14 protein-coding genes are annotated in these 16819 nt (G+C 60.2%); 13 read left to right on the forward strand and 1 reads right to left on the reverse strand.

The genetic code is table 11. The annotated features are described in order from the left end of the window. The 3 genes from WAW39_RS03175 to WAW39_RS03185 form a co-directional block, all read left to right on the forward strand. The coding region (locus WAW39_RS03175; RefSeq protein ID WP_422315695.1) for a DNA translocase FtsK at positions 1 to 792 on the forward strand (792 nt) is incomplete at its 5' end. 334 nt (positions 793 to 1126) lie between these two features. Next, complete coding sequence (locus WAW39_RS03180; protein WP_422315697.1) at positions 1127 to 1582, forward strand: hypothetical protein; 456 nt, start codon at positions 1127 to 1129, stop codon at positions 1580 to 1582. Between the two features lie 60 nt (positions 1583 to 1642). Beyond that, the gene (locus tag WAW39_RS03185; RefSeq protein WP_422315699.1) at positions 1643 to 2632 is read left to right on the forward strand and encodes an AAA family ATPase; all 990 of its coding nucleotides are present in this window, start codon (positions 1643 to 1645) and stop codon (positions 2630 to 2632) included. Positions 2633 to 2646: 14 nt separating this feature from the next. Here the strand turns inward: WAW39_RS03185 and WAW39_RS03190 are convergent, their stop codons facing one another. After that, the gene (locus tag WAW39_RS03190) at positions 2647 to 3333 is read right to left on the reverse strand and encodes a hypothetical protein (RefSeq protein ID WP_422315701.1); all 687 of its coding nucleotides are present in this window, start codon (positions 3331 to 3333) and stop codon (positions 2647 to 2649) included. A 53-nt stretch (positions 3334 to 3386) separates the two neighbouring features. On the opposite strand from WAW39_RS03190, the gene WAW39_RS03195 reads away from it, so the two are divergent. The 10 genes from WAW39_RS03195 to WAW39_RS03240 all read left to right on the forward strand — a co-directional run. Beyond that, positions 3387 to 3629, forward strand: a complete 243-nt coding sequence (locus WAW39_RS03195; protein ID WP_422315703.1) for a hypothetical protein — start codon at positions 3387 to 3389, stop codon at positions 3627 to 3629. Between the two features lie 117 nt (positions 3630 to 3746). Then, positions 3747 to 4658 (forward strand): DUF58 domain-containing protein, encoded by a 912-nt coding sequence (locus WAW39_RS03200; protein ID WP_422315705.1) that lies wholly within the window; start codon positions 3747 to 3749, stop codon positions 4656 to 4658. 158 nt (positions 4659 to 4816) lie between these two features. After that, positions 4817 to 5161 carry a DMT family protein gene (locus tag WAW39_RS03205; protein ID WP_422315707.1) on the forward strand — a complete coding sequence of 115 codons (345 nt, stop codon included), beginning with the start codon at positions 4817 to 4819 and terminating at the stop codon, positions 5159 to 5161. A 245-nt stretch (positions 5162 to 5406) separates the two neighbouring features. Further along, positions 5407 to 6219: a hypothetical protein gene (locus WAW39_RS03210; protein ID WP_422315708.1), complete on the forward strand. Its 813-nt coding sequence runs from the start codon at positions 5407 to 5409 to the stop codon at positions 6217 to 6219. A 45-nt stretch (positions 6220 to 6264) separates the two neighbouring features. Next, complete coding sequence (gene xseA / locus WAW39_RS03215; RefSeq protein ID WP_422315710.1) at positions 6265 to 7608, forward strand: exodeoxyribonuclease VII large subunit; 1344 nt, start codon at positions 6265 to 6267, stop codon at positions 7606 to 7608. A gap of 188 nt (positions 7609 to 7796) precedes the next feature. Further along, positions 7797 to 9230 carry a DUF1501 domain-containing protein gene (locus tag WAW39_RS03220; RefSeq protein ID WP_422315711.1) on the forward strand — a complete coding sequence of 478 codons (1434 nt, stop codon included), beginning with the start codon at positions 7797 to 7799 and terminating at the stop codon, positions 9228 to 9230. A gap of 236 nt (positions 9231 to 9466) precedes the next feature. Further along, complete coding sequence (locus WAW39_RS03225; RefSeq protein WP_422315712.1) at positions 9467 to 12829, forward strand: SIR2 family protein; 3363 nt, start codon at positions 9467 to 9469, stop codon at positions 12827 to 12829. Positions 12830 to 13094: 265 nt separating this feature from the next. Then, complete coding sequence (locus WAW39_RS03230; RefSeq protein WP_422315714.1) at positions 13095 to 14618, forward strand: DegQ family serine endoprotease; 1524 nt, start codon at positions 13095 to 13097, stop codon at positions 14616 to 14618. Between the two features lie 293 nt (positions 14619 to 14911). After that, positions 14912 to 15586 (forward strand): response regulator transcription factor, encoded by a 675-nt coding sequence (locus WAW39_RS03235; protein WP_422315716.1) that lies wholly within the window; start codon positions 14912 to 14914, stop codon positions 15584 to 15586. Continuing rightward, positions 15567 to 16819: ATP-binding protein (locus WAW39_RS03240; protein ID WP_422315718.1), on the forward strand; the 1253-nt coding region annotated here is incomplete at its 3' end. The genes WAW39_RS03235 and WAW39_RS03240, both read left to right, overlap by 20 nt.

A 16819-nucleotide genomic window follows, 5' to 3' on the forward strand; every position in this document is an offset into this window, starting at 1 on the left:
GCACCGAAGACCGCTGAAGTCGGTACCGTGGACGGAGACAACGAGAACAACGAATTGCGCGATGCCAGCGGCACCTGGCTGGGTGATTCCCAGGCGCCACCGCCGCGTAAGCAGGAGGTCATCATTCCTGACACGATGCCCTACATCGTCGTCATCGTGGATGAGCTGGCAGATTTGATGCAGACCGCGCCTGCGGACATCGAAGTGGCGATCGCCCGCATTACCCAGATGGCACGTGCCGCCGGCATTCACCTTATCGTCGCCACACAGACACCGCGTGCGGACGTCATCACCGGCGTTATCAAGGCGAACATCCCGACGCGTATTGCGTTCCAGGTGTCCTCGGCTCTGGACAGCCGCGTCATTCTCGACCGCAAAGGCGCGGAAAATCTCGTGGGCAAAGGGGACATGCTTTACGTGCCGCCCGGCGGTGCGCAGCCGATCCGCAGCCAGGGCGCGCTCGTCACGGATGATGAAATTCACGCGCTGGTGCAGCATTGCGTCGCGCAGGGCAAGCCGGTCTTCGATGTCAAAGTCGATGACGAAAGCGGTGAGTTTGGCGACGAAGATGACATGGGTGAAGATGGCGTCAGCTCCGACGAGCAGGAATGCCTGGAGAAGTGCCTGGAAGTCATCCGTCAGGAAAAGAAAGCCAGCACCAGCCTGCTGCAGCGCCGTCTCCGCCTCGGCTATGGCAAAGCCGCCCGCATGATCGACATCCTCGAAGACCGCGGCATCATCGGCCCTGGTGAAGGTGCCAAGCCGCGCGAGATTTTGGTGCAGATGGATTGATGCCGAAAAGCATCCAAGGCCCGGTGCGGCAGCATTGGGGGGACTTGGTCGAATTTTGGACAGGATTAACGGGATTTCAGAATTTCAGGATTAACCCAATCCGCTGCATCGGCTAAACGACACGGCTTTGAGGACGCGATCTCGAATCACAGCGCCTGAATCCTGTCTCATTCTGTTCATCTTGTTAATCCTGTCTGAATCGGCCGACATGGCTGCACGCCAATCTTTTCACCCATCGCGCGAACCACCCTTGCACCGCAAGACTTGGCTGGAGAGAATCCGGCTGGTCACTTTGTAATCGACAACTGGCCACCAGTCTCAATGCTCTGTGGTCATGAAACTCAGCAGTCTATTTTTTGGTGATGTCGCGGACTTGTTTCAAGACTCACGCATCGACAAGGCCATGTATGAGGCCGAGAGCGCCAGGCTAAGCGCCAGATCAACCTCGGTGCGGCATGCCCAGATTCTGAAGGATGCGAACGAGAAAATTCTGCAACTGGAGCGGGACAACGCGCTGCTGGGATTGGTGCTGCTGAGCCTGCTACGCAAGTCACAGCCGGCAGAAGTGGAATCGATTGCTGACGAGGTCAGGACACTGCTGGCTGCCAATGAAAAATCGCAGCCTCGCTCGCTCAAATTCCTGCGGGAGGCCTTGGGACTGCCGCCTGTGACGGAGCAGCCAGTCGGCATTTATCAAAAGCCAGTGGCGTCAACGCCCTTGCGCACACCAGGGCCGCTGCAAGCACCACCACTCCCCAAGGCTCCCAGGCCTGCCGGTCCCAAAAAGTGAAAACGCCGTGAAGGTGACAACGAGCCTTGCGCAATCCGGGCCGCTGGCGAGAATCGACCCATGCCTGACCACGCAGACTTCCGCACCCTGTTCACCAGCCTCAAGGCCGAGATGCAAAAAGCCATCGTCGGCTACGATGAACTCCTCAGCGATGTGCTGGTCGCCATCTTCTCCGGTGGGCATGTGCTGCTGGAAGGCGTTCCGGGTCTCGGCAAGACCTACCTTGTGCGCACGCTCTCGCAGGTGGTCGGCTTGGAGCCCGGACGTGTGCAGTGCACGCCCGACCTGATGCCGGCGGACATTCTCGGCACTCACATCGTCGGTGAAGACGAGAAGGGCCGCCGCACGCTGCGCTATGAAAAAGGCCCGGTGTTCAAGAACCTGCTGCTGGTGGATGAAATCAATCGCGCCACACCCAAGACCCAGGCCGCGCTGCTGGAGGTGATGCAGGAGCGCTGCGTGACCACTGGCGGCGAACGCCATCTGGTGCCGGAACCCTTCCTCGTGCTGGCCACGCAGAATCCCATGGAAATGGAAGGCACCTACCCGCTGCCCGAAGCGCAGCTCGACCGCTTCATGTTCAAGATCAAGGTGCCGTTTCCAGACCTCGATTCGCTCGTCGAAATCTCCCGCCGCACCACCGGCTTCACCGAGCCGAAGCTGGCGACGATGACCGACGGGCCGAAGCTCATCGAACTGCAGCAGATGCTCTCCAAGATTCCCGTGGCCGATCCTGTGGCTCATTACGCATCGCGGCTCATTTTGAGCAGCCATCCTGAGCAGCCGGATGCGCTGCCTGAAGTGAAGCGCTACGTCTCCTACGGAGCCAGTCCGCGTGGTCTGCAGGCCCTTATTCGTGGAGCCCGCGTCTGGGCCGCCATCCAAGGTGCCACCGCGGTCTCCACTGACGACATCCGTGCCATCGCCCACGTCTCACTGCGCCACCGCATCATCCTGAACTTCGAAGGCGAAGCCGGTCAGGTGAAGGTGGACGACATCATCACCAAGCTGCTCGATCAGGTGAAGACACCGGCTCAGCAGGCAGCGTGAGGAAGGCGGGGTTGTCACTGTTGCGATCTTTGTTGGCGGTAGAACGCCCGCCGCCTGCGCCAGCGCCAGAGGGCGTCACTCATCGCGCTGCACAGCATGACAAACCAGATCAGCAGACCTGCGCCCACCATGCAGGCATTCACCGTGAAATTGGGGGCCTCACCGTCATTCAAAATCACAAAATCTTCGGCCAGATTCATGTTCAGCCTGGCCAGTCGGGCCCGCATGAAAAGGTCGTAGAGGATGCCGTAGCGGGTCAGGCCGGTGATGTCCTGCCGCATGAACAGTTTGTCCGCCTGCTGTGAAGCGACATCGACTTTCTTCTTTATCGGGGCCGCCGACTTGCTCAGGGCCTTCAAGGCGGACGCGACGGCTTGATCCTCCGTGGACAGGAGGATGTGGACCGGTGCATCCCTGGATTCTCCGATGGGCCGTATGGGAATAAAAACTTCAGCGACTCTTCCCAGCCGTGCCTTGTAGGCCGCCTCCACCAGACTTATCTGCGCGTCCTTCAGCGTCATCCATTCGGCATTGGGCTTCTTGGCAAGGTAGTCGGCCACCGTGATCTCCAGCGGTTCGGGATTCTTCAGGGCGACATAGACACCCTGGCCGCCGATGATGAGCAGGGCCAGGATGGCCATGTAACCGAGGAAGCTCAGGCTGGTGAAGCCCGCCGGGCGGTGCAGAGAGCGGATTTTCATGCGGGTGTCTGCTTTCAAAAATAATCTTAGACAGTGCAAGGGATATTCTTGTCATGCCTGAAAAAATCTGCTTCAAGATTGCTGCTTTATTTCTCATGAACACCTTCTCATCAGCGCCCGCGACGGCCAATGACTGGACTCAAGCAGACAGCAATCACTACCTCAGCCAGCCATTGCTCGACAAAGGACGCCCGATGTCTGGGACGGAAGGCATGAGCATCCAGCAGATCGAGGATGAGGTGTTGCGCGGAGGCGCTTCAGAATCTTCCGCTACAATTTTTCCATTATCATCATGATGACATTCTGCTGTGGTTGCTGCGTATTTTTGTTCTGTTGATTCCGTTGAGTATCTTTGCAGCAATCGCGAGCGTGGAGCACACTTCTCGTTAAGATTGCCCGATCTGATCCCTCGAATGCCCGACACCCTCGACCGCGAAGACTTGTTTGATGCCTCCTTTCTGGACCGGCTGAGGGTGCTGGCGCTGCGCCTGCGCAAGCGGCGGCAGTTGATGCGGCGGGGTTCGCAATCGACCTCCGCCACGGGCTTCACGCGGGAGTTCAAGGACTACCGCCACTACACGCCGCGTGAGGACTACAGGGCCATCGACTGGCGTTTGTATGCAAGGCTTGATAAGCTCTTTGTGCGTCTCTACGAAGAAACGCAGGAGCTGAACCTGCACATCATGCTGGACACCAGCACCTCCATGGCGCAGCCGTTTCCGGAGAAGCGGCGGCAGGCGCTGCGCTTCGCGGTGGCGCTGGCCTATCTGGCACTGAGTGCTCAGCAGCGCGTGAGCTTGTATTCAATGAGCAGCGGTGTGCATCAGGAACTGCCACCTCTGCGCGGGCAGGGGAACATTGAAAAAGTGATTCAGGCGGTGCTGAAGCTGAAATTTGATGGCCTTACCGACATGAAACGCTGCTTTGAGGAATTCCGCCCCAGCAAGCAGCGCTACGGCATCATCTTCATCATCAGCGACTTCTTTGGCCGCGAAATCGGCAGCGCCACGGAGGCCGTGGCCCGCGTGGCGGCATGGCCGGGGGAAAATCACTTTCTGCAGATCGTGCACCCCGATGAGAGGCAGCCGGAGATCGAGGGCGAACTGGAGCTGACCGAGGTGGAAACCGGCGAGCGCCGCCGCTTCTGGCTGACCAAGCGCGATGTGCAGCGCTATGTGGAAACTTTTGACGCCTTCGTGGGCAACCTCGCCAGTGAGTGCGCCAGCCACAGTGTGGACTTCATGCAGGTGACGAGTGATGAGGCCTTTGAAGAGCGCTTCCTGGATCTGCTCGTGCGTGGTTCGGCGCTGGCGGGCGGGGCGTGATCGCATGGATGGAGGATAGGCCTCTGGCCTGTCAATGGATCGAGGCGTCCCGCCTTTGATTCAGATCAGAACTGAGGCGAGACGCCCCAGGCCGTAGTCAGGCCGGAGGCCTAACCTCCCGCGCTTGGCAACCGTCATTCCTATGCTCTCATGCACGCATGAACTGGCCTGTGATCAAAGCGGTGGGACTCCTGGTGGGGTCGAATATTTTCATGACTTTTGCCTGGTATGCGCATCTGCGGGATTTGAAGGCCAAGCCCTGGTTCATCGCCGCCTTCATCAGCTGGGGAATCGCATTTTTTGAATACATGCTCCAGGTGCCTGCGAATCGCATCGGCAGCACGGCGCTGAGCCTGCCGCAGCTCAAGATCATGCAGGAGGTGATCACGCTGATGGTATTTGTACCCTTTGTGGTGTTTTACATGAAGGAGTCCCTCAAGTGGGATTACCTCTGGGCGGCCCTCTGCATGTGCGGGGCGGTGTACTTCATTTTCCGCAAGTGACCCGCTTCACGGAGAGCTTTTTGGGGGCACGCCTGGGCGATCTCGGATCTTGGACTGTCCGGCTGTTCAGCTTTGGCTTTTACAAGCCCGATCCGGACTCATGGGCGGCGATTGGGATCGGTTTTTTCGTTCTAATCGCTGCTGTCGTTTATTGGAAATTGTGAAAAGAACGGCACATTATTATTCACATATTCACATTTAAATTGTGAAGATGTTTAACAAATGTTAAGCAACTCATCATTCCCATGTCCACCGCGAACCTGCGCAGACATCTCCATGAGACCCGCAATCGCCCCGCCGGGATCAACAACCGGCGCGATGTGCAGCGGGATCGCTACCTGCTGCTTTTGAAGCGCTGGATTGGCGGTGCCGTGCTCGCTCCGGCCTGCCTGGTGACGGCCATTACGCTGATCATGATGCTCTGGCGCGCGGTCTCCCGCATGGACTTCCTGAAGTCCGAGGAGTTCATCTTTTTCACTTTTGGCGGCATCGTCTGGGCCGTGGCCTATCTGGCCGGGGTGCGGCCGGTGACGGCGTATGTCTTTGGCCATGAACTCAGCCACCTCATGACGGCACGGATGTTTGGCGGGCGCATCTTTGACTGGAAGGTCAGCGCCGAGGGCGGCTACGTGGAGACGGACAAGTCCAACACCTGGATCACGCTGGCTCCCTATTTGATCCCTTTTTACACGCTGATCATCATGCTGGTGTTTGGCCTGGTGGGGCTGGCGCTGGACATGCAGCAGTCGCATGACGTGCATCTCTTGAAATGGACGGTGCACCTGAAGCCCATGCGCTTTCTCTACGCGCTGGTCGGGCTGACGTGGTGCTTTCACGCCACCTACACGGTCAAAACGGTGATCGCCGAGCAGGGGGACCTCAAGCGCAATGGCGAGTTCTTCTCCATGATGCTGATTTTTCTCATCAATGCCTTCCTGCTGATCGCGCTGTTTCTCGCCTCCTCACCCGCTCCCGGCCTGGGTTTCATGGAAGTGGCGCGCTGCTGGTGGTCGGTGGCATCAGGGATGGTCGGCTGGCTGTGGCACCTGGTGTTCTGAGCTGCGGCTGGACTTTGCCCGCTTTTCGGTCAATGAACGCTGCCCATGCCCGAAGACCCTGATGTCCTCTCTGTGACCCAGCTCACGCGCGAAATCCGCGACGTGCTGCAAAGCCGCATCGGCAGCGTGTGGGTGGAGGGCGAGATCAGCAACCACCGCCTGCAATCCTCCGGGCATCAATATTTCACGCTGAAGGATGCCGGCGCGCAGCTCAGCTGCGTGATGTTTCGCGGTGCCGCTGCACGCAGCAGCGCCCGCATTCAAGACGGCGCGCTCATGCAGGTGCATGGCGAGATCAGCGTGTATGAGCCGCGCGGGCAGTACCAAATGGTCGTCAAGCAAGTGCAGGCCAAGGGCAAAGGCTCGCTGCAGGAGCGGTTCGAGGCGCTGAAGCGCAAGCTGCATGCTGAGGGCTTGTTTGATGCGGAAGGCAAGCGCGCCATCCCGCGCTTTCCGCGCATCGTCGCCCTCGTCACTTCACCGACGGGCGCGGCCATTCAGGACATGCTGAACATCCTCACCCGGCGTGCGCCGTGGGTGCGCGTGATGGTCTTTCCTGTGCGCGTGCAGGGGCAGGGGGCCGAGCTGGAGATCGTCCGGGCGCTCAAGGTTTTGGGCGATGCCGAAAACTTCGGCCTGCCGGTGCCGGATACCATCGTCGTGGGCCGTGGCGGCGGCAGTTTGGAGGATCTGTGGGCCTTCAATGAGGAGGTGCTTGCCCGCGCCATCGCCGACTGTCCCATTCCCGTCATCTCCGCCGTGGGGCATGAAATCGATTTCACCATCGCCGACTTCGTGGCCGATCTGCGTGCGCCCACGCCCAGCGCGGCGGCGGAACTCCTCGCGCCGGACAGCACCGAATTGCAGCGGCATTTCGACAGCATCGCCCGCACCCTGAAAGCCCGCGTAGGCACGCTGCTGGAGCATCATCAGCACGTGATCGAGCTCACCGCCAAAGGCCCGCTGCTGCATGCGCCGGACCGTTTGCTGCAGCAGGCGGAGCAAAGCATCGACGACCACGAAGCGCGCCTGCGTGAAACGCTGCGCGAGAAGTTGCAATCCTGGACCGATGACCTCACGCAGAAGCAGCATATTCTCGCCGCACATCATCCCCGCGTGCAACTCACCGAAGCGGTGCACCGTGCCGAGACAAGTGCTCGCCGCCTGCAGCAGGGCCTCCAGCATCGGCTGGACCGTCTGGCGGACCGGCTGCAATCACGTGCGGAACTGCTCAAACACATCGGCCCGCAGGCCGTGCTGGCGCGTGGATTTTCCTTCGCCACGAATGCGGCGGGGAAGGTGCTCAAGGATGCTGCTGAGGTGAAGCCGGGGGATGAGATCCTGACGCGGCTGGCGCAGGGGACGGTGAGGAGTGTGGTGAAGGAGTAGTAGGAGCTATCGAACCTCGCGGCAGCGTCCTGGAGTGCGCCGGTCCTCCGGCGCTTTCGAACGTCCAGCGGCCTGCGAAAAGCTCCAGAGGACTGGAGCACTCCAAAACGCTCTCGCGCTCTTTCTCACGCAGCACCTGTCCCCGCATGTCCTCAAAAGAATCGCCCCTCTCGCTGCGTAGGTAAGTCATGCTCTCACGCCGCTCCATTCTTCACCGCTCCGCCTACGGCATCGGCGGTATCGCTTTAGCTACGCTGCTGAGGGACCAAAACCTCCTCGCCAGCCCGGAGCAGCTCGGGCCGAAGCATTTCGATTTGAAGCCCAAAATGCCGCACGGCTTTGGTCAGGCGAAGGCCATGATCTCCATGTTCATGCAGGGCGGGCCGAGCCATATGGATCTGTTTGATCCCAAGCCCGAACTCACCAAGTACGACGGCAAGGATTTCCCAGGCGAAGTGAAGTACGACGATGCCGCCGGCGCCAGTCGCGAGTGCATGGGCAGCCCGTGGAAGTTTAAAAAGTACGGCCAGAGCGGCATGGATGTCAGCGAGCTGCTGCCGCACTTCTCCAACATCGTCGATGACGTCACGCTCATCCGCTCGATGCACACGGGCGTGAACAATCACGGCCAGTCCATCTACGCCCTGCTCAATGGCCAGGTCACAGGTGGCCGGCCCACACTGGGGAGCTGGCTCACGTATGGACTCGGCTCGGAAAATCAGGACCTGCCCGCCTACGTGGCTCTCACCGATCCTCGCGGACTGCCTGTGCTCGGCGTGGACAACTGGAGCAACGGCTGGCTGCCTTCGCTGTATCAGGGCACCGTCATTCGTCCCAAGGAGCCGCGCATTCCCAATCTCGATGCGCCCCTCAGCCTCAAGGGCGATGCTCAGGCCCGTTATCTGAATTTCGTGCAGCGTCTGAACAAGGAGCACCTCGAAGCCCGCCCCGGCGAGGCCGATCTCGAAGCGCGCATCCAGAGCTTTGAACTCGCCGCGCGCATGCAGACAGCGGCCAAGGAAGCGCTCGACATCGATCAGGAAAGCGCCGCCACCAAGAAGCTCTACGGCCTCGACAATCCCGCCGCCGCCGAGTTCGGCACCCGCTGCCTCATCGCCCGCCGTCTCGTTGAGCGCGGTGTGCGCTGCGTGTCGCTCTTCACCGGGAACCAGACCTGGGACAACCATCAAAACATCCGCACCGCCCTGCCTGCCGCCTGCCAGTATGTGGATCAAGGGGCCGCTGCGCTCGTCATCGACTTGAAGCAGCGCGGCTTGCTCGACACCACCATCGTCCACTGGGGCGGTGAGATGGGCCGACTGCCCGTCATTCAAAACCGCTCCGGCTCCAAGGACCGCACCACGGTGGGCCGCGACCACAACACCTACGGCTTCAGCATGTGGGTGGCAGGCGGCGGCTTCAAGTCCGGCCACATCCACGGCGCCACCGACGACTTCGGCCACCACGCCGTGAAGGACATCGTCAATCACTACGACTACCACGCCACCCTCCTCCACCTCTTCGGCCTTGACGCCAAGCAGCTCAGCTACCGCCGCAACGGCACCGAGCAGGTGCTGGTGGAGAATCCGCAGGCGCGAGTGGTGAGTGAGATTTTGGCGTGAGCAGGCGGCGGCATTCATCGGCCGCAAAACGGTGCTCAAGCTCGGACGAGCCGTAAGAAAGGCAGCCAGCCTGCCAACTTAGTCGGTGAGCAATTCCTTGCCATTGTCTCCTCACTCCTCTTTGATGGAGAGCCTTCTATTTGGATGGTTATACTAGCGAATTATGTAACTCTATGTGCGACAATTACTCGCGCACTCTTCAGATACCTCGGGTCGTGGGTTTCCTCTAACTTTATATGATACATCCGCCCTCCAATCCCGATGCCGCCCTCCGCGATGCGATTCAGAAAGGCAATATCGTCTTCGTCGCAGGCACAGGGGTGTCAATGTCGGCGACTTACGACATCTCCAAGAAATCTTCCCATCCGCAGGCTTCGTGGGTGGGGCTGTTGAAGCATGGATTAGAGACTGCAGAGCACATGGGGCAGCTCACGAAAAGCAAGGCGACACTCTATCTCAATCTGATCAGTGAAGACCCCACGACACAGAATCTCATCTCCGCTGCCTCGACGGTGACGACGGCTCTAGGAGGGGCCTCATCAGGCATCTTCAAGAAGTGGCTGGAGGATACCATCGGCCAAATTTGCCCCATGGACCGCGATGTCATTGATGCTCTTCACGTCCTGCGGGAGGCGGACAATCTTCTTGCAACCACGAATTACGACGACGTTCTAATCGACCACTCCGCTTCGCTGCGGCCTGTCACCTGGATGGATGGGGACGAGATTATCGGTGCACAGCGGAACCGCGAACTCAACAAGATCATCTACCTTCACGGGTATTGGAAACGCCCCGACACGGTCATCCTCGACGGCCGTTCTTACGACCAGATTGCGCGGCATGAGGAATATCGTGACGACCTCGCGGCTTTTTGGCGGACCACCACCTGGGTGTATGTCGGTTGTGGTGTAAGTGGTCTGAATGACCCGGATTTTGGCCTGCTTCTTGAACGTCATGGTCAACGGGCGAGGGATGTAAGCCATTGGGATTTCTGCCTCGTCCACAAGAAAGACCAAGCTTCCTTCCAGAAGCACTTCGACGACCTCAATCTGAACATCGTCGCCGTTGCGTATGGGGATAACCACAGCGCGCTTCCGGCCTTTCTTCGCTCATTGCTGCCTGCACCTGCTCCGATTATCCCCGCTCCGACTTCGCCACCTACGCCATTCGCTGGTTCGCCGATCATCCCGCATCCCCCCGCATTCTACGCCAAGCCTGACTACATCAGTCGCCACACCTTCGTGGGTCGCACGGCGCAGCTCCAGGTGCTCACGGATTGGGCCAAGCCTGCGGACACCACCAGCATCCTGCTGTTCGAGGCCATCGGCGGCAATGGCAAGAGCATGTTGACCTGGGAGTGGACCACCAAACATGCGGAGGCGGCCCGCGCAGGCCATGAGCCCTGGGCCGGGTGCTTCTGGTATTCGTTTTATGAGAAGGGGGCCATCATGCGGGACTTCTGCCTGCATGCGCTGCATTACATGACGCAGCAGCCGATGGAGAGCCTGGAGAAGAAGCCCATGGCGGACCTGCGCACCGCGCTGCTCGCCCAGCTTCATGCGCGGCCCTGGCTGCTGATCATGGATGGCCTGGAGCGCGTGCTCGTGGCCTATCACCGCATTGATGCCGCCGAAGTCCGCGACGAGGAAGTCAACCGTCCCACCGACAAAATCCTCAACCGCGACCCCTGCGATGCCATCCGCGATGAGGACACAGACCTCCTCCGCACCCTCGCTGCATCTACACCGTCGAAGATACTCATCAGCTCCCGGCTCATCCCCCGCGTGCTGTTGAACCAGGCAGGCATCCCGCTGCCCGGCGTGAAGCCGTTGGTACTGCCGGGACTAGACGAGGCGGATGCCGAGGCACTCTTGCGCTCCTGCGGTGTTGTAGGTGCTTCCTCCGACATCCGCTACTATCTTACGAACTACTGCGGGAATCATCCGCTCGTCATTGGGGTCCTTGCTGGCCTCATCAACTCCCCAGGCCCTCACCGGAGCGACTTCGATGCCTGGGCCGCCGACCCCGAATACGGGGCCAAGCTGAACCTCGCCAGCCTTGACCTCATCCAGAGCCGCAATCACATCCTGTGGGCTGCGATGGATGCCCTCGAGCCTGCGAGTCGCCAACTTCTCTCCACCCTTGCCCTGCTCAGCAGCGCTGTCGACTACGAGACCGTCGCGGCCTTCAATCCCCATGTGCCGGCGAATGCAAAGAAGCTGAGAGATACAATCACCGACCTGGAGCAGCGTGGTCTGCTGCAGTACGATCCGCACGAGCGCCGGTATGATCTGCATACTGTGGTGCGCGGTGTCGCTGCAGGGGGCATGAAAGACACGGACAAGGAAAGCTTCGGCCAGCGAGTGGTAGATCATTATGCCGCGCAGCCGCACGACCCCTACGAGCAAGCTAGCACAATGGAGGACGTGGAGAATGGGCTCCAAGTAATCCGCACCCTGCTCAAGCTCGGCCACTACCAGCAGGCAGCGGATGCCTTCCGAGGAGATTTGGCGCGTGCGCTCGTCTTCAATCTGGAAGCCCATGTGGAAATCCTCTCGTTGTTGCGACCTTTCTTCCCTGCTGGCTGGGCAGAACTCCCAAAGGATGTCTCTGCAGCAGATGCTTCATACCTCGCGAATGGCGCCGGAGCTGCCTTACACTACTGCGGAGAACATCAAAAGGCACTGAACACCTTTGGAACTGCTCTACTCATGGACTTGAGGACCGACAACTGGCATGAGGCAAACATCCGACTTCGCAATATTTCCCGCAATCTGTCAGCTCAGAACCGAGTGGCCAATGCTCTTCGTGTTGACGCCTTAGCCCTCCAGCTTGCTACTGTTCGCGAAGATGATCAGTCCATCTTTAGAAGCCGGCTAGATCTCTTTGCAGACCAGTCGTCCGCTGGATTGAATGAGGCGGCGGCTACTTGGCAGCTACTAGATACTATGGGGCGCAACTGGGGGCGGGCCGTTTATCGGCAGGGGCGCGCCGAGCATTATTTCGCGCAATTTCAGTTCTGGCAGGGCAACTTGAAAGAGGAACATCTTATTGCAGCGGCCGTCCTCGCGGAGAATGATGGCAATCGCACAACCCTTCGTGGCCTCCATGGTTTACGCGGGTCTTGGCGTTTGGAGCAGGGAGAGTGGGCACTGGCCGCTGCCAGCTTCACTCAGGCCGTGGCAATGGCCCGTGAGGTCTGCCTTGTGGATGTTGAGTCCGAGACCGGCCTTGCTCTAGCCAAGCATCACCTTGGCCAATTCACCAGTGAGGAGGCCCACAGCGAAGCCCTGCGCCTGGTCCAACTCCGCGATCCTGCGCATCGTCTGCTCGCCCAGTTCTGGCAGGCACTCGGTGAACCCGACCAGTCGAAGCATCACGCCTTGTCCGCCTACCGCTGTGCCTGGGCAGATGGCGAGCCATATGTGAACCGCTACGAACTAACCAAGACCACCGCGATGCTCCAAAAGATGAACATTCCCGTGCCGGCGGTGCAAACTTATGATCCGGCGAAGGACTTGCCATTCGAGTGGGAAGCCGATGTGCGGGCCGCGATTGAGAAACTGATGGCGGAGAAGGCTACTAAGAAAGGCAAGTGAGCCGGCTAAAATTGCAAGCGAACGCTCGACGTGGTGAGGGTAATGCGAGTGGCGAGAACGGCATTGAGCTTGAATTTTTTTGATTTTTGTTTTCTACCGAACGCTTGGTGGCAGGACCTCCGGGATGCGCGGGCTGTCTCAGCAAACACCCCAAACCTTACACGCTTGTAATGCTCCAGTAACACAAAGGGCATGCGTGGGGTGCTTTCATGGCGGTGGAAATCGATCCACCTAACACAAATCCATGAACCCCATTGATACTCGTATGAAAACTTCATCCTCCCACCCGTCGATCTGGAAGCGCACGGCGGTGCTCGGCTCCGTGTGCGTCCTGAGCGCTTCGCTGGTGGCCTTCACGTCTGCGAAAGATGCGGCGGGCACCAAGGCGGAGCCGCTTCGCATTCAGGTCAGCGATGCGCCGCTGTCCACCGCAGCCCGGGGCTTCCCGAGCTTTGCGCCCATTGTGAAAGCCGTGGCACCCAGCGTGGTGAAGATCTCGGTCTCGAGCGAGGCCAAGGTCAGCCCGATGCAAATGCCCGAAGGCTTCGACCTGCGCCGTTTCTTCGGCCCGGGCTTCCAGATGCCTGAGGAATTCCAGCAGCAGCGCGGTCCGCAGCAGCGGCACATGCCCAAAGAACAGGGTGTGGGCTCCGGCATCATCGTGACCAAGGACGGCTACATCCTCACCAACAACCACGTGGTGGAAAACGCCAGCACGATCAAAGTCAGCCTGACCGACGGACGCGAGTTCAACGGCAAGGTGATCGGCCGCGATCCGAAGACGGATGTGGCTGTGGTCAAGGTGGAGGCCCAAGACCTGCCCGCCATGGCTTTTGCCGACAGCGACAAGATCGAAGTCGGTGACATGGTGCTGGCCGTGGGGCATCCGTTTGGCATCGGCCAGACGGTGACCAGCGGCATCGTCAGTGCCAAAGGCCGCGCCACTCTGGGCCTCGACTATGAGGACTTCATCCAGACGGATGCAGCGATCAATCCCGGCAACTCCGGTGGTGCGCTGGTGGACGTGGAAGGCCGCCTGATCGGCATGAACACGGCCATCCTGAGCCGCAGCGGTGGCAACCAAGGCGTCGGCTTTGCAGTGCCTACCAACCTGGCCCGCTGGGTGATGGAAAGCCTCGTCAACACAGGCCGCGTGGAGCGTGGATTCCTGGGCGTGAACATCCAGGACCTGACTCCGCAGCTGGCGCAGCAGTTCAAGCTGGACGCTGCCAAAGGTGCGCTGGTGTCCGGCGTCTCGCCTGACAGCCCTGCCGAAAAAGCCGGTGTGAAGAGCGGCGACGTGATCACCGACTTCAATGGCAAGCCCGTCACCGACAGCCGTCATCTGAAACTGCAGGTGGGCTCCACCACCCCCGGTGCCGCAGTGCCCATGAATGTGCTGCGCGATGGCAAGACCGTGACTCTCACCGTGACCGTCAAGGAACTGCCCGGCGACAAGCTGGCGGACGCCACTCCTGCCGCAGGCAATGAGGATGACGCCCTGCATGGTGTCGGTGTCGCTGACCTCGACCAGGCCACGCGTGAGCAGCTCAAGGTGCCCTCCCACATCAAAGGCGCCGTGGTGGCCTCTGTGGAGGAAGATTCCGTGGCCTATGATGCGGGCCTCCGTCAGGGCGATGTGATCCTGGAGATCAATCGCCAGCCCGTGAAGAACGCCGAGCAGGCCACCGCCCTGTGCGAAAAGCCTGCGACCAAAGTCACGCTGGTGAAGGTCTGGAGCCGTGCAGGCACCCGCTTCATCGTCGTGGATGAAAGCAAGGCCGGCTGATGTGTGTGGAATCGAGGAAGCCCGCCCTGGTGCGCAAGTGCTGGGGCGGGTTTTTTTTCCGAATAAACATGCGTGGATTTGCAGCGTAGCATGCTGCGCAGAACTGAACCTCAGCAATCAAAAATCGATTGCTCGACAATCGTCAATCTTCCGGGTGATGGCGTGTTGGGCGTGCGTGATTGACGATTGTCGAACAAGGATTGTTGATTGTTGAAGTAAGTACGGCCTGCGCCGCATCAGTGGACAACCCCACCCATCACAGCTAATCAATCATAAGCACTCCCCCGCCAGCCATGCGCATTTTAGTGATCGAAGATGACAGCAAGATCGCCTCGTTCATCGTGAACGGACTGAAGCAAAACGGCTTCGGGGTGGATGCTGCCGCCGATGGCGAGCAGGGGCTGGATCTGGCCTGCACCGTGACCTACGACTGCATCGTGCTGGACCTGATGCTGCCCAAGCTCGATGGCCTCTCGCTGCTGCGGCAGTTGCGCAAAGAGAAGGTCAATACGCCGGTGGTCATCCTCAGTGCCAAGGCCACGGTGGATGATCGCGTGAAGGGCCTGCAGGCCGGTGGTGATGACTACCTGACAAAGCCCTTCGCCTTTTCCGAGCTGCTGGCCCGCGTGCAGGCGCTCATCCGCCGCGCCACGCATGTGGTCGAGCCGACGACGCTCAGCGCTGCGGGGGTCACGCTTGATTTGCTGTCGCGTGAAGTGAGGCGTGAAGGCCGCAGCATCGAACTGCAAAGCCGGGAGTTTGCCCTGCTGGAGCTGCTGATGCGCACGCCGGGACGCGTCGTTACGAAGACGATGATCCTGGAGCATGTGTGGGACTACAGCTTCGATCCGCAGACCAATGTGGTGGACGTGCTGGTGCACCGCCTGCGCGCCAAGCTGGACAAGGACTTCGAGGTGAAGCTCATTCAAACCATTCGCGGAGTCGGCTATGTCCTCAAACCTGTTTAAGCACTGGGGGCGCAGCTTCGCCGTGCGGCTGACGCTCGGCTATGCGGTGATTTTCACGCTCAGCGCGGTCGTGCTCTTTGGGCTGCTCTACGTGCTGCTTGCCTCTGCTTTGGAGCGCAAGGACCGCGAGGTCATCGACGCGCGGCTGAAGGAATGTGCCGCGGTGTATTCCAGCGGCGGCCTGTCTGCGCTGCGCAATCTGGTGAAGCTCAACAGCACGGATGAGAGCAAATCGAAGTCCTTCTTTGTCCGTGTCACGGGTAATCTCGGCAGTGTGCTGTTTGTGAATGTGCCCAACGACTGGCTGCAGGCGGATGCGGCCTCATTGCAAACGCAGAACGAAACCGAGCGTGCCGACTGGCTGCGCATTCCGAAAGATGACGAGCGGGATCTCACCGTCGCCACCGCTCGTTTGTATGACGGCTCCATCCTGCAGGTGGGCCGCAGCACCAACAGCCGCGAGACGGTGCTGCAGCCCTTCCGCCGCAACTTCCTGCTGGTGATGACGCCCACGCTGCTGCTCGCTGTACTTGGCGGAGCCTACTTTGCGCATCGTGCCACTCAGCCAGTGCGGGAGGTCGTGGCCACGGCGCGCACCATTTCAGACACCGGCGACTTCTCCGCCCGCGTGACCGCTTACGCCAGTCAGGCCGAGCTGGAGGAACTGGCTACCGAGTTCAATCGCCTGCTCGACAAGAACCAATCGCTCATTCAAGGCATGCGTCATGCGCTGGACAATGTGGCGCATGACCTGCGCACACCGCTGACCCGCCTGCGCGGCACCGCCGAGGCCGCCGTGCAGACCACGCCCGACCCCGTCGCGCGCGAGGCGCTGGCCGATTGCGTCGAAGAATCCGACCGCGTGCTCACCATGCTCAAGGCGCTCATGGACATCAGCGAAGCCGAGGCCGGCATGATGAAACTGCACCGCGAACTGACGTCCATCCCCGCGCTGCTGCAGAAGGTGATCGAGATGTACGACCTCATCAGCGAGGAAAAGCACATCACCATCACGACCGACTTCGCTCCCGACTGTCGGGCCTCCGTGGACCCCACGCGGATGAGCCAGGCCTTCGCCAACCTCCTCGACAACGCCCTCAAGTACACGCCCGAAGGGGGCAAGGTGCATCTGGCCTGCCGCGCGGCTGAGAACACCGTCACTGTTGCCATTCGCGACACCGGCATGGGCATCCCCGTCACCGATCAGCCGCACATCTGGGAGCGTCTCTACCG

The organism is Prosthecobacter sp., from assembly GCF_049294395.1.
In the GTDB taxonomy this organism is placed as follows: Bacteria; Verrucomicrobiota; Verrucomicrobiia; order Verrucomicrobiales; family Verrucomicrobiaceae; genus Prosthecobacter.